Source organism: Pseudomonas asiatica, from assembly GCF_040214835.1.
In the GTDB taxonomy this organism is placed as follows: domain Bacteria; phylum Pseudomonadota; class Gammaproteobacteria; order Pseudomonadales; family Pseudomonadaceae; genus Aquipseudomonas; species Aquipseudomonas putida_Z.
On record NZ_CP157874.1, the window covers coordinates 2,985,303 to 2,998,970 of the forward strand.

Consider the following 13,668-nt stretch of genomic DNA (forward strand, 5'->3'; position numbering starts at 1 on the left):
GTGAAGACCGCAACGTTGTCGTGGAAAGGCTCTGTGACGGGCATTTGCTGGCTACCTTCGATTCTCCTTTCTACGATAACAACAAAAAAATCAATGACTTAATATTAAAAGCATGTAACTTTGATATCTCATGGATATCACCGCCGGTTCACCGGGCCGAAGGACCGCAGGATGATCGAGACACGTTTGCTTCGGCAGTTCGTTGCCGTGGCCGAAGAGCTGCACTTCCACAAGGCCGCCGAGCGCCTGCACATGGCGCAACCACCGCTGAGCCAGGCGATTGGTCGCCTCGAGGACAAGCTCGGTTTCAGCCTGTTCCTGCGCAACAAGCGCGGGGTACGGCTGACTGCTGCGGGCACGGCCTTCCTCGACACCGCCTACCGCACGCTGGCCGAGCTGGAACAGGGCATCGAGTATGCGCGCAATGTGTCCGCCGGCATCTGCGGCAAGCTGGACATCACCGCCATTTCCATCGCTTATTACGAGTCGCTGCTCACCACCTTGCGCCGCTTTCGCGAGGCGTACCCGAACGTGCAGCTGACCATCCGCGAGATGCCATCGGCCTCGCAGGCCAAGGCCCTGCTGGCCGGTGAGGCGGATATCGGCTTCATGCGCAGGTTGCCGTTGCCGGCAGGCACCCTAGAGTCACGTTTGCTGCTCGACGAGCAAATCGTCATGGCCCTGCCCACCCGCCATGCCAAAGCACGGGAGGGGGCGGTAGACCTGCGCGAGTTCGCTGATGAGGATTTCGTCTTCACCCCGCAAGCCCTGGGCAGCGGCTACCACGCGCAGTTGACGGCGCTGTGCGAGGCGGCGGGTTTCTACCCCAGGGTGGTGCAGGAAGCGGCACAGGTCCACACCCTGCTCGGCCTGGTGGCCTGTGGTTTTGGCGTGGCCCTGGTGCCGGCCTCGTTCATCGGCTCCATACCGCGCGAGCGCGTGCAGTTCCGAGCAATCCTGCCAATCGACGACCAGCCCACCCCGGGCCTGGGCTTGTACATGAAATGGAACGCCCGGAATGCTTCACCGGCGCTGGCCAACTTCATTGCCATGTTCGAGAACCCGGGCGTCGCTGGGCATCAGGGGCACTGTCCAGGAACAGCACCACATAACCCCCTCTCATAGAACGGCACATGACTCATTGAATTAGCAGGGGCCCTGTGGGAGCTGCTGGTCACTGTGTTTGGTATGGATACGATCGCGTTCATACCTGTCCTTCTTGTGTCGCCTGTACTGGCCTCTTCGCGGGTAAACCCGCTCCCACAGGATCACCGCAAATGCTGAATCCGTGCAGTCCCTGTGGGAGCGGCTTTAGCCGCGAACACCGGCGCAGCCGGTGCCATGCACCGCGTTGAATTCTTCGCGGCTAAAGCCGCTCCCACAGGGTACGCGGACCGCTTGCGAATTCAGTTCTCTACGCAACAGCGCAGCCCAAGGGACTCTGCGTTGCGCAGCGCCACAGCCGCCCGATATCACAAGCCCGCGCCCGCAGCAGCTCAGCGGCATTGGCACATGCCTGCTCCAGGCTCATCGGCCCGCTGGCCAGGGCAAAGGCAGCATCGACACCATGGGCATACAGCTGCTGGTAGCCTTCACCCAAGGTCCCGGCCAGCACCACCACCGGCACCCCGTGGCGCTTGGCAACCCGGGCCACGCCCATCGGCGTCTTGCCACGCAAGGTCTGGGCGTCGAAGCGACCTTCGCCAGTCACCACCAGGTCTGCGCCCTGCACCAAGGCATCCAGGCCGGCCAGTTCGGCCACCACTTCCACCCCTGGGCGGAACTGCGCGCCCATGAAAGCACGCGCGGCGAACCCCATGCCGCCGGCAGCGCCACAGCCAGGGTAGTCCCGCACATCCTCACCCAGCAGCAGCGCACAATGGTCGGCAAAATGCCCCAGGGCCTGGTCCAGCGCCTGCACCTGCTGTGGGTTGGCGCCCTTCTGCGGGCCGAAGATCGCCGAGGCGCCATTGGCGCCACACAGCGGGTTGTCGACGTCTGCTGCGACTTCGAACTGCACCTCGGCCAGGCGCGGGTCGAGGTCGCTGGCATCGATGCGGGCCAGCTTGGCCAAGGCCAGGCCGCCCTCTTCCAGCGCTTGCCCATCGGCGTCCAGCAGGCGCAGGCCCAGCGCCCGCAACATGCCGCTGCCCGCGTCGTTGGTGGCGCTGCCGCCGATGGCCAGCACTACCCGTTGCGCGCCGGCGGCCAGGGCGGCGGCAATCAGCTCGCCGGTGCCCCAGGTGCTGCTGCGGCAGGCATCGCGCTGGCCTGGCGGCACCAACTGCAGGCCACTGGCCTGGGCCATTTCGATGATCGCCGTGCGGCTTTGCGGCAGCCAGCCCCAGCCCGCCTCCACGCTTTGCCCCAGCGGCCCGCGCACGGTCTGACGACGCAGTTCGCCGTGGCTGGCAGCGAGAATCGCATCCATGGTGCCTTCGCCACCGTCGGCCATCGGGCACTCGACCAGCTCGGCCTCCGGCCAGGCCTCGCCCAGGCCCGCCGCAATGGCGCGGGCGACACCGGCAGCGTCGAGGCTGTCCTTGAACGAGTCGGGGGCAATGACGATCTTCATGGGGTTTCTCCTGTCCTGATGAGCGGCATGCTGACAGGTGGCTGCCAAGGAGGCCTCGGTCAAATGCACAAAACGCCGGGCGGGTTGTTTGGGCAGATGCCTTTCGCCTGCACTGGCCCTATCGCCGGCATGCCTGCTCCCACAGGTTCAACACAGGCCTGAGAGCATCATGCATCCTGTGGGAGCTGGCTTGCCGGCGATAGGGCTGGTGCAGGCAGCCCTTCAGTCGGCAGGCAGCAGCTGCAACCCCAGGTAGAGGCTAAGCATCCCTTCCATGCGCAGCGGGTCGACCTCGCCCAGCTCGGCAATCCGCTCCAGGCGGTAGCGCAGGCTGTTGCGGTGGATGCCCAGGGCATCGGCACAGGCCTGGCTCTGGCCGTCATGGGCACACCAGGCGCGCAGGGTGGTGAGCAACTGCCCGCTGCTGTCCTTGCTGCGAATACGCTGCAACGGCTCCAGCAATTCATCCAGCGCATCATCGTTGCGATGCCGCCACAGCAATGCCGGTAACCGGTAGCGTTGCAGGCTGAGCAGGCGCTCGCCGGGCAGTACCTCGCGCCCATAGGCCAGCAGGTCGCGCACCCGGCGATAACCCCGGCGCAGTTGCTCCAGGCTTTGCGCGGCACTGCCCAGGGCCAGCCGCTCCACTTCCCAGCCATGGCGCTGCAGGCGTTCCAGCAGGCGAGGTTCGTCCAGCACCACGCCTGCCGGGCGACACCACAACAACGACTGGCGGGCCGGGCTTACGCACCAACTGTCCGGGTAGCGGCTCATCAACCATGCCGCCAGGGTTTCGGCGGCTGGCCCCGAGGCCAGTTCGAACAGGCACGGTACCCGCGGCAACTGGGGTTTCAGGCCCAGTTGCCGGGCCTCGTCGAGCAACCGTGGAGAATCGCCGCTGCCGCCCAGCAGCAGGGCCAGCAAATCGTCACAGCGCTGCCGTCGCCATTGCTGGTCGGCCTGCAAATGGCGCTGGGCCAGCAGCATTTCGGCGGTCATGCGCACCAGTTCACCATAGGTACGCACTTGCTGCGGGTCACCGGTCAGGCCGAGTACGCCCATCAATCGGCCATCCAGCATCAGCGGCAGGTTCACCCCGGGCTGCACGCCCTTCAGGCATTTGGCCGCGTCGGTATCCAGCTCGACGATGCGGCCGTTGGCCAGCACCAGTTGCGCGCCCTCGTGGCGGGTGTTGATACGCTCCGGTTCGCCACTGCCAAGGATCAACCCCTGGCTGTCCATGACATTGACGTTGCATGGCAGAATGGCCATCGCGCGGTCAACGATATCCTGCGCCAGGTCATGGTCGAGTTCGAACATTGAACGGTCCTTTGGGTGTCAGGGTTTTGGGCTCGGGCACAGCAGCCCGGTGCAAGTGCTGTGCAAAAGCACAAAGACAGGCACGCCGCAGTCCCCGAGACTCGTCAGGGCGAGCGCCGGAACAGGCGACGCGGCGACAACCATAACAACAGAGAACCCGATCATGGCATACAGCCCCGCCCCTGACCAAGGCACGGACACCAACCGCAACGCGCTGTACCGGCGCATCACCCTGCGGCTGATTCCGTTCATTTTCATCTGCTACCTGTTCAACTACCTGGACCGCGTCAACGTCGGCTTTGCCAAGCTGCAGATGCTCGACGCGCTGAAGTTCAGCGAAACGGTGTACGGCCTTGGCGCCGGCATCTTCTTCATCGGTTACGTGCTCTGCGGCCTGCCGAGCAACCTGGCACTCAACCGCTTCGGCCCGCGGCGCTGGATCGCGCTGATGATGATCGCCTGGGGCAGCCTCTCCACCTGCCTGCTGTTCGTCACAACACCCACCGAGTTCTATGCCTTGCGCCTGCTGACCGGCGCCGCCGAAGCCGGCTTCTTCCCGGGCGTGGTGCTGTACCTTTCGCGCTGGTTCCCGGCGGCCCGTCGCGGTCGCATCATGGCCCTGTTCATGTCGGCGATCCCGGTTTCGGGCCTGCTCGGCGGGCCGTTCTCCGGCTGGATCCTCCAGCACTTCGCCGCCGGCCAGCACGGCCTGGCCGGCTGGCAATGGATGTTCCTGATCCAGGGCCTGCCGACCGTTGCCCTGGGTGTACTGGCGGTGTTCCTGCTCAGTGACGGCTACCAGAAAGCCGCCTGGCTGAGCCCGGCCGAACGCCAGCTGATCGCCGCCGACCTCGAGGCCGATGCCGCCAGCAAGCCGAGCACCACCGGCGACGGCGTGCTCGCCGTGTTGACCAACCCGCTGATCTGGACCTTCGGCTTTGTCTACTTCTGCATCCAGAGCGGTGTGTACGCGATAAACTTCTGGCTGCCGTCGATCATCAAGAACATGGGCTTCGACAACCCGCTGCTGATCGGCTGGCTCAGCGCCATCCCGTACCTGCTGGCCGGCGTGTTCATGATCCTGTGCGGGCGTTCGGCCGACCTGCGCAACGAGCGCCGCTGGCATCTTGTGGTGCCGATGCTGATGGGCGCCATCGGCCTGCTGATCGCGGTGAACTTCGCCGGCAACCCGGCCATCGCCATCCTCGGCCTGTCGATCGCCACCATGGGCGCGCTCACCGGCCTGCCGATGTTCTGGCCGATGCCCACTGCACTGCTCAGCGCCGGCGCGGCTGTCGCCGGCCTGGCGATCATCAACTCGGTGGGCCAGATGGCCGGTTTCCTCAGCCCGTACCTGGTCGGTTTCATCAAGGACCAGACCGGCTCGACCGATGCCGCGCTGTATTCGCTGGCGGCGTTGATCGTGCTGGGTAGCCTGGTGGCCTTGCGGGTTACCCGGGCTGGTGCGCTGAGTACTGCAAGGGCCAGTTGAGGCATTCGCGGGTAAACCCGCTCCCACAGGATCACCACCAACTCGAAGATTGTGGGATCCATGTGGGAGCGGGTTCACCCGCGAAGAGGCCAGCCCAGGCCACACACAATCCACCCCCCCACCGATCGTCAGCTCAACGCATCCCCTCCCCGACCCAGGCGTCAAATGGTTCCAAAGGTCCCTTTGGAGAACCCCCATGACCCAGCACGCCGTGGCCCGCCTGGCCCAACTCGACGAACACCGCCCCCTGCGCGTCCAGGCCGGCAGCGAGGAGATCATCCTCATCCGCCAGGGCGACCAGGTGCACGCCTACCAGGGCAACTGCCCCCACGAAGGCGCGCCACTCAATGAAGGCGTGGTGTGCGGCGGCCTGCTGGTGTGCCCCTGGCACAAGGCCGCGTTCGCCGTGGACGAGGGTGCGGTCTGCGAGCCGCCGGCCCTGGCCGACCTGCGCCGCTACAAGACCTGGGTCAAGGGCGACGAGGTCTGGGTCGATGACCAACCCCTACCCAGAACCGAGCCGCCCCGCCACAGCGACGCCCGCTGTTTCGTGGTGGTCGGCGCCGGTGCCGCGGGCAGCGCCGCAGTCGCCACCCTGCTGGCCCATGGCTTTGCCGGCCGCCTGGTCTGGGTCGATCAGGAGCGCCAGCCAGCCTACGATCGTACTTCCCTCAGCAAATTCGTGATCGCCGGGCAGATGCCGCCCGATGAGGTGCCGGCCCTGCTCGACGCCGACGCCCTGCGCAAGGGCCAGCTGGAGCGCAAGCATGGCAAGGTGCGCACCCTGAACACCCAGAAACGCCAGGTCACCCTGGCCGACGGCCAGCAGATCGACTATGACGCCTGCCTGCTGGCCACCGGCGGCAAGGCGCTTCGGCCCGATATCCCGGGCGTCGACCTGCCCGGGGTATTTACCCTGCGCTCACGGGAAGATGCCGCACACCTGCTGGACGCTGCCGAGCCCGGCCAGCCGGCAGTGATCGTCGGCGACGGTTTCATCGGCCTTGAGGCCGCCTCGGCCTTGCGCAAGTACGCTGTGCAGGTGCACCTGGTCACCCGCCGTGAGGTCCCCCTGGCCCGGCAGCTGGGCGAGCGCATCGGCCGTAGCATCCGCGAGTTGCACGAACGCAAGGGGGTCACCTTCCACGGCCCCACCGAGGTCGAGCGGATCGAGGGCCAGGGCAAGGTCGAGGCCGTGCTGCTGGCCAACGGTGAACGGCTACTGACGCCATTGGTGCTGCTGGGCACCGGGGTCAGACCGGCGACCGCTTTCATCCAGGGGGTGCTGCTGACCGAGGACAAGTCGGTGCAAGTCGACGCTGAAATGCGCGCTGCAGATGGCCTGTGGGCCGCAGGGGATATCGCCACCTTCCCGCTCAGCGGGCGCCCGGTGCGTATCGAACACTGGCGCCTGGCCCAGCAACATGGGGTGATCGCCGCCGCCAACATGCTCGGCGAGCAGCGCCGCTATGCCGACGTGCCGTTCTTCTGGACCTACCAGCACGGCCGCACCTACGAAGTACTGGGCCACGCGCGGGACTGGAACCGCATCGAGTTCGTCGGCGAGCCGGAAAAAGGCGACTTCATCGCCTTGCAATGCGTGGATGAACGGGTCGAGGCGGTCATCGCCAAGGGCTATTCCGATGCCATGGCGACGCTATCGCAACGCCTGAAGCGCCCGTTGACCTTGCAGGAGGCCTTGGCGCTGATCGGTTGAGGCTGCCTTTCATTGCGCCCCGGTTGTGTGTAAAACAGGAAGATCAGCCTACTGCACAAGGACCCAAGCGCATGATCTACCGCCCCCTCGGCCACAGTGGCCTGCAGGTTTCCGCCCTTACCCTGGGCAGCATGATGTTCGGCGAGCAGACCAGCACCGAGGACGCCCTGCGCATCATCGACAAGGCCTGGGACCAGGGCATCAACTTCATCGACACCGCAGACGTGTACAACGCCGGGCGCGCGGAGGAAATCGTCGGCGAAGCGGTGGCCCGCCATCGCCAGGACTGGATCGTGGCCAGCAAGGTCGGCTTCGGCCCGGCCGATGGCCTGCCCAACCGCAGCGGGCTGTCGCGCAAGCACATCTTCAATGCCCTGGAGGCCACGCTGACGCGCATGGACATGGACTACCTGGACATCTATTACCTGCACCGCGAAGACCAAAAAGTGCCGCTGGAAGAAACCGTTCAGGCCATCGGCGACCTGCTGCGCCAGGGCAAGATCCGCTACTGGGGCGTGTCCAACTTCCGCGGCTGGCGCATCGCCGAGGCCTGCCACATTGCCGAGCGCCTGGGCGTGCCCAGGCCAGTGGTGAGCCAGCCGCTGTACAACATCGTCAATCGCCAGGCCGAGCCGGAGCAACTCACCGCAGCCGGCGCCCATGGCCTGGGCGTGGTGCCGTTCAGCCCGCTCGCGCGGGGCGTGCTCAGCGGCAAGTATGCACCGGGGGCGGTGCCGGATGCCGGTAGCCGTGCCGGGCGCCAGGACAAGCGCATCATGGAGGTGGAATGGCGCCAGGAGTCGCTGGCCATTGCCCGGCAGATCCAGGCCTATGTGGATGCCAAGGGCGTGGGTATCGTCGAGTTCGCGATCGCCTGGGTGCTGAACAACCGGCTGGTCAGTTCGGCGATTGTCGGGCCGCGGACGGAAGAACAGTGGGATACCTATGGCGGCGCGCTGGCGGTGAAGATTACCGCGGAGGATGAAGCGTTCATTGATTCGCTGGTCACGCCGGGGCATGCGTCGACGCCGGGGTTCAATGATGTGGCGCATTATGTGAGTGGGCGGTTGGCCCGCGGCTGATCGTTCTCCTGTTCTGGCCTCTTCGCGGGTAAACCCGCTCCCACAGGATCACCTATGCCTTCAGGGCCTGTGCAACCCCTGTGGGAGCGGGTTTACCCGCGAAGAGGCCGGAACAGGCGACATCCAAGCTGCTGGAACAAACCATTGGGGAGCCCAATGCCGGGCTCCCGGTCCCCCCTTTCCCCAATCACCTCGGTATCGTGCGCACCATTGGTTTTCCACCTCTGGAGCAGCAATGAAACTCTTGCAACCCTTGAAAGTCGGCCCGCTCACCCTGCCCAACCGCGTGTTCATGGCCCCCCTCACCCGCCTGCGCAGCCTCGAGCCGGGTGACGTACCTACCTCGCTGATGGCCGAGTACTACCGCCAACGCGCCAGCGCCGGGCTGATCATCACCGAAGCCACGCAGATTTCCTTCCAGGCCAAGGGCTATTCCGGCTCGCCGGGCATCCACAGCGCCGAGCAGATCGCCGCCTGGAAGCATGTCAACGAAGGCATCCACGCCAATGGCGGCCATAGCGCCGTGCAGGTGTGGCACACCGGGCGGGTATCGCACACTTCCCTGCAACCCGGCGGCGAAGCACCGGTGGCACCTTCGGCGCTGCCGGCCGCTGCCCGCACTACCCTGCGTGACGAGCACGGCAACCTGATGCGTGTGGAAACCTCTGCGCCGCGGGCGCTGAGCGAGGCGGAAATCGCCGGCATCGTTGCCGACTTCGGCCAGGCGGCGGCTAATGCCCGTGAAGCCGGGTTCGACTTCATCGAGCTGCACGCCGCCCACGGCTACCTGCTGCATCAGTTCCTCACCCCCAGCGCCAACCAACGCGAAGATCGCTACGGCGGCAGCGTCGAGAACCGTGCGCGTATCGTGCTTGAAGCAGTGGACGCGGCGATTGCCAGCTGGAGTGCCGAACGCGTGGGTATCCGTGTGTTCCCGCTGGGTGGTTTCAATGGCGTGGACAATGGCGAGGACCAGGAAGCCGCAGGCCTGTACCTGATACGCGAACTGGCCAAGCGCAACCTTGCCTATCTGCACCTGTCCGAACCGGACTGGGCTGGCGGCAAGCCGCTGCGTGACGAATTCCGCCAGGCGATTCGTGCGGCCTACCCGGGGGTGATCATTGCTGCCGGTGCCTACACCGCCGAGAAAGGCGAAGACCTGATCGGGCGTGGCTTGATCGATGCCGTAGCGTTCGGGCGCAACTTCATTGCCAACCCGGACCTGGTAGAGCGGCTGCGGGTGCAGGCGCCGTTGAATGCGCACCGGGCGCAGTTCGACTATGCCAATGGGGCTGAGGGGTATACGGATTATCCGTTCCTCATGCAGGCTTGATGCTGAAAGAGGGAGCTCATGGGCTCCCTTTTTTGTTGCCTGTGTCGGCCTCTTCGCGGGTGAACCCGCTCCCACAGGGACTCCACAAAGTTCAAGTCTGTGGTGATCCTGTGGGAGCGGGTTCACCCGCGAAGAGGCCGGTAGCTTTAACCCAGCTGCGCCAGGGCCTGCGCGGCATAGGCATGCGAACGCTGCCGCGCCAGCGGGTCGTGAATGCGGCAGTCGATCATCAGTTCATCCGCACCGGTCTGCTCGATCAGGGTGCGCAACCCTTCCCTTACCCGCTCCGGCCCGCCGGCCACGGTGCAGGCCATCACCTGCTCAAGTACCGCGCGCTCATGGCCCGGCAGGCTCTCGATATAACCCTCCTGCGGCTTGGGCAACAGGCCGAAGCGCCCGACATGCAGGTCCAGCATCCACTTGCGATGGGAGCTGGCCAGGTAATCTGCCTCGGCGTCGCTGTCGGCGGCGAACAGGTTCATGCCCACCATCACATACGGCTTGGCCAGTTGTGCCGAAGGCTGGAAGTTGGCCCGGTAGTGGGCAATGGCCTGCAGCAGGTAGCGCGGGGCAAAGTGCGAGGCGAAGGCATAGGGCAGGCCCAGTTTCGCTGCCAGGTCGGCGCCGAACAGGCTGGAACCGAGGATCCACACCGGGATGTCATGCTTGCCCGGCACGCCGCGCACGCGGCGCTGGCCGTTGTCGGCCAGGTAGTCACGCAGCTCAGCGATGTCCTGGCTGAAGTCGCGCTCTGGCGCAGCACCACGCAAGGCGCGCACGGTCGGCCCGGAGCTGCCCGGCGCACGGCCGAGGCCCAGGTCGATGCGGCCAGGGTGCAGGGTGTCGAGCGTGCCGAACTGCTCGGCCACCACCAGCGGCGCGTGGTTGGGCAGCATGATGCCACCGGCGCCAACGCGGATATGCCGGGTGGCGTTGGCTATTTCGTTGATGACCAGTGACGTGGCGGCCGAGCCGATGCCCGGCATGTCGTGGTGTTCGGCGATCCAGTAGCGGCTGTAGTGCTGTTGCTCGACATGGCGCGCCAGTTGGCGGGACTCTTCGATCGCGTCGGCGAAGGTCTTGCCTTCGCCGATCATGACCAGGTCCAGTACGGACAGTGCAATCATGGGGTCTCCACAGGGATTATCAGTGACTGCCAGTTTCCCTGCTGCGCAGCCAGTGATAAACCCGGCTTCAGGCCCGGCATAGGGGCCTGCCATTCCCCAATCAGTATTCCCAGGGCACGCCCGGTTCCCAGCTGGCTACCAGCAGGTCGATGAAGCCGCGCACCCGTGGCGACAGGTGGCGCTTGCTTGGGTAGACGATGCGAATCGGGTCTGCTGGCGGCCGATAGGCTTGCAGCACCTCCACCAGGGTGCCGGCGCGCAGGTCGTCGCCGGTAATGTAGGTGGGCAGGTGAATCAGCCCGAAACCCGCCCGCGCGCCGTCGAGCATCGCCTCGGAGCTGTCGATGTTCAACCGCCCGGGGTCTTCGCACAAGTGCAGCCCCGCTTCGGTATGGAAGCGCCACGGCATGGCCTTTTCACCGGCCAGGAAGGCGATCTTGTCGTGGCCGTAGAGGTCGCCGGGCACCTGCGGTACGCCGCGTGCGTCCAGGTATGCGGGCGAGGCGCAGGTGACGAACTGCTGCCAGGCCACCGTGCGCGTCAACAGTTGCGAGTCTTCCTTCGGTGCACCGATACGCACCGCAACGTCGATACCCTCCTCGACCAGGTCGACGAAACGGTCGGTGAAGCGGATATCCGCGCGCAGCTCGGGCCACTGCTTCAGGTAGCGGTCGAGAATCGGCAGCACATGGCGCTGGCCGAACGACAGGGGTGCTGTCAGGCGCAGGGTGCCGGTGGGCTTGCCACGGCGCTGGGCCATGGTGCTTTCCACCTCGTCCAGGTCATCCAGAATCTGCCGCCAGCGCTCGTAGGCCACCAGGCCCTCGTCGGTCAGGCTCAGCTTGCGCGTGGTGCGGTTGAGCAGGCGCACGGCCATGCGCGCCTCCAGGCGAGCGATGCTCTTGCCCACCGCCGAACGCGTCAGGCCCAAGGTGGCGGCGGCGGCGGTAAAGCTGCCGGCCTTCGCGGCGCTGACGAAGGCGGCGATGTCGCCGAAGCGGTTGGGTTCCATGGGGGTTCCTGAGTCTGGTGCGGCCGGTTTAGATGGGTATGGATTTGTGAAATGCAAGCAGGACCGTCGAGAGCGATCAAGCGAAAACCTTGATCGCCAGTAAATGCACCGGATAGAACAGGTAGCCCCAACGCCCCACTGCTGGCACCCGCCAATCATCATGACGCAGCAACAGCAACCCGACCGGAATGGCCAAGGCTGCAGCAATCAGCGTCAGCACGGTAATGGGCGCCAACAGATGTTCCCGCAACCAACTGTTGGTCAGGTTCCCACCCATGGCCAACAGGCAAGGCAACACCCAGGCCGCCCCTCCCTTGCGGCGGGCCATCAACCAGGCGCCCGGCAGCATCACCCCCGGTAGCCCGTACATCAGCTGTTCGCTGAACAACCACCCTGCAAGCAGACCGGCAACGCCAAGCACGCGCGCCGACCTCGACGGATGATGCACGCCCCAGGCAACCAGCAACCCCAACACCAGAGTCGGCATCACGCTGAACGTTGGCGAACCACTGTCCAGCCAACGGTATACGGGCTCCGACAGCACCGCGAACACCAGCATCAACCCCAGATAACGCAGGTTGCCGCGGGTATAGAGCGCCCCGCCCCTGGCGCGTCCCACATTCACCGCAATCGCCAGGCAGAACAGCGGAAACGCCAACCGGCCCAGTACGAACAGGCCATCGGCAGCAGGCCACAGGAAACGCAGGTGGTCGGCGACCATGGTCAGCATCGCCGTCCACTTGACCAGGTCCACCCCGGCTGATCGCATGCCTCAGCGCCCGGGCTCGACTGTGGCGGGCCCCAGGTAGCGGTCGGTCCAGGCAGCCAGCGGCAAAGGTGGCTGCTGCTCGACGATCCGTCGCCAGATCAGCATCAGGTCGTCGCCATTGAACGCCGCCCCTGGTCCGGCGCCCTTCCACATCGACGGCACATCGGCGATCCAGTGCCCCTGGCTGTCACGGTGGGCCATGTTGAAGCGGAACGTGTAGTTCCCCGGGATGCCCATGCGCAGGTCGCTGACCACCAATGCATCGCCGACCTGGTCATAGCGCAGCCAGTCATCGGTGAACCAGCGCAAACGCTGGTGCAAAGGGTGCCCGGCCAGCGCTTGCGCCAGCTGCAGATTACGCGGCAAACGCTGCATTTCTGGCGCTTGCTGGTCGAACGCACTGCTGATGCCTTCGTAGTAATCGCCCTCCGGGGTCTTGGCCAGCACCCGCCAGACCAGGCTGTTGAAGGCTATCGGCACGGCACGTACCTGGCTGACAGCGATACCCTGGCGGTCGAGTGCAGCCTGGAAACGCTGCTCGGCCGCCATGCGTCCGGCCAGGCCGAAACCCAGGTAGGCTGCGCTGAATACCAGGGCCAAGGTCAGTAGCTGCGTAGCCCTTCTCGTTAGCCCTTTGATGATTGCGTAGATCACCGCGGCCAGCAGCGGCACGGTGTAGACCGGGTCGATGATGAACACCGCTGCCCAGCTTTCCGGGGTGGCCTGCAAGGGCCAGAACAATTGCGTGCCGTAGACCGTGAAGGCGTCGAGCAAGGGGTGGGTGACCAGCACCAGCCAGAACGCCAGTAACAGCCTGGGCAAGGTGTAGCCTTTGCCTGGCCAGCACTTGTTGACCAGCCAGGCCAGCAGCAAGGCCAGCCCGGTGAGCACGAACAGGGAATGAGAAAAGCCGCGGTGGTAGGTCATCTGCGACACCGGGTCGGCGTAGCGGATGATCACGTCCAGGTCGGGAAGCGTGCCCAGCGCCGCACCATACAGCAGTGAGCGGCGGCCCTGGATGCGGCCGAGTACGGTACCCTGCAGGGCCGCGCCGAGTACGGCCTGGGTGATGGAGTCCAAGGGTGGCATTCCTGAAAAGGTGGTTTCCAGAAGCTACCTTCATCCTGCCCTGATGCGCAATTCCCTTGGTTATGGGCTTTCATTGTGGGAGATGGCCCAGCCATTTGGGCTGCGCTGTCGCGTAGATAACTGAAATTGCAAGCAATCCGCGTACCCTGTGG

Annotated in this window: 11 protein-coding genes; 5 read left to right on the plus strand and 6 right to left on the minus strand. The window is 65.4% G+C overall.

The features are described from left to right. Positions 1 to 171: 171 nt before the first annotated feature. The gene (locus ABNP31_RS13465) at positions 172 to 1,125 is read left to right on the plus strand and encodes a LysR substrate-binding domain-containing protein (RefSeq protein WP_350012373.1); all 954 of its coding nucleotides are present in this window, start codon (positions 172 to 174) and stop codon (positions 1,123 to 1,125) included. Positions 1,126 to 1,414: 289 nt separating this feature from the next. On the opposite strand, the gene ABNP31_RS13470 is transcribed toward ABNP31_RS13465, so the two are convergent. Continuing rightward, positions 1,415 to 2,575, minus strand: a complete 1,161-nt coding sequence (locus tag ABNP31_RS13470; RefSeq protein ID WP_350012374.1) for a glycerate kinase — start codon at positions 2,573 to 2,575, stop codon at positions 1,415 to 1,417. Positions 2,576 to 2,797: 222 nt separating this feature from the next. Continuing rightward, positions 2,798 to 3,895, minus strand: coding sequence for a sugar diacid recognition domain-containing protein (locus tag ABNP31_RS13475; protein WP_025339054.1), 1,098 nt, complete (start codon positions 3,893 to 3,895; stop codon positions 2,798 to 2,800). 163 nt (positions 3,896 to 4,058) lie between these two features. Here ABNP31_RS13475 and ABNP31_RS13480 point away from each other — a divergent pair, with 163 nt between their 5' ends. From ABNP31_RS13480 to ABNP31_RS13495, 4 genes are all read left to right on the plus strand, one after another. Continuing rightward, positions 4,059 to 5,387, plus strand: coding sequence for an MFS transporter (locus ABNP31_RS13480; protein WP_085693197.1), 1,329 nt, complete (start codon positions 4,059 to 4,061; stop codon positions 5,385 to 5,387). A 196-nt stretch (positions 5,388 to 5,583) separates the two neighbouring features. Further along, positions 5,584 to 7,104, plus strand: coding sequence for an FAD-dependent oxidoreductase (locus ABNP31_RS13485; protein ID WP_350012375.1), 1,521 nt, complete (start codon positions 5,584 to 5,586; stop codon positions 7,102 to 7,104). Positions 7,105 to 7,175: 71 nt separating this feature from the next. Continuing rightward, a complete protein-coding gene (locus ABNP31_RS13490) occupies positions 7,176 to 8,186 on the plus strand; it encodes an aldo/keto reductase (RefSeq protein WP_238066354.1) in 1,011 nt (336 codons plus the stop codon). A 235-nt stretch (positions 8,187 to 8,421) separates the two neighbouring features. Next, positions 8,422 to 9,519 carry an alkene reductase gene (locus ABNP31_RS13495; RefSeq protein WP_350012376.1) on the plus strand — a complete coding sequence of 366 codons (1,098 nt, stop codon included), beginning with the start codon at positions 8,422 to 8,424 and terminating at the stop codon, positions 9,517 to 9,519. Between the two features lie 146 nt (positions 9,520 to 9,665). Here ABNP31_RS13495 and ABNP31_RS13500 read toward each other — a convergent pair whose 3' ends face one another. The 4 genes from ABNP31_RS13500 to ABNP31_RS13515 all read right to left on the minus strand — a co-directional run bounded on the left by ABNP31_RS13500 (position 9,666) and on the right by ABNP31_RS13515 (position 13,507). Further along, positions 9,666 to 10,646 (minus strand): LLM class flavin-dependent oxidoreductase, encoded by a 981-nt coding sequence (locus ABNP31_RS13500; RefSeq protein ID WP_350012377.1) that lies wholly within the window; start codon positions 10,644 to 10,646, stop codon positions 9,666 to 9,668. A gap of 100 nt (positions 10,647 to 10,746) precedes the next feature. Then, positions 10,747 to 11,658 carry a LysR family transcriptional regulator gene (locus tag ABNP31_RS13505; protein WP_085615654.1) on the minus strand — a complete coding sequence of 304 codons (912 nt, stop codon included), beginning with the start codon at positions 11,656 to 11,658 and terminating at the stop codon, positions 10,747 to 10,749. Between the two features lie 76 nt (positions 11,659 to 11,734). After that, positions 11,735 to 12,427, minus strand: a complete 693-nt coding sequence (locus ABNP31_RS13510; RefSeq protein WP_085664804.1) for a TraX family protein — start codon at positions 12,425 to 12,427, stop codon at positions 11,735 to 11,737. Positions 12,428 to 12,430: 3 nt separating this feature from the next. After that, the gene (locus ABNP31_RS13515; protein ID WP_085664803.1) at positions 12,431 to 13,507 is read right to left on the minus strand and encodes a metal-dependent hydrolase; all 1,077 of its coding nucleotides are present in this window, start codon (positions 13,505 to 13,507) and stop codon (positions 12,431 to 12,433) included. Positions 13,508 to 13,668 lie beyond the last annotated feature (161 nt).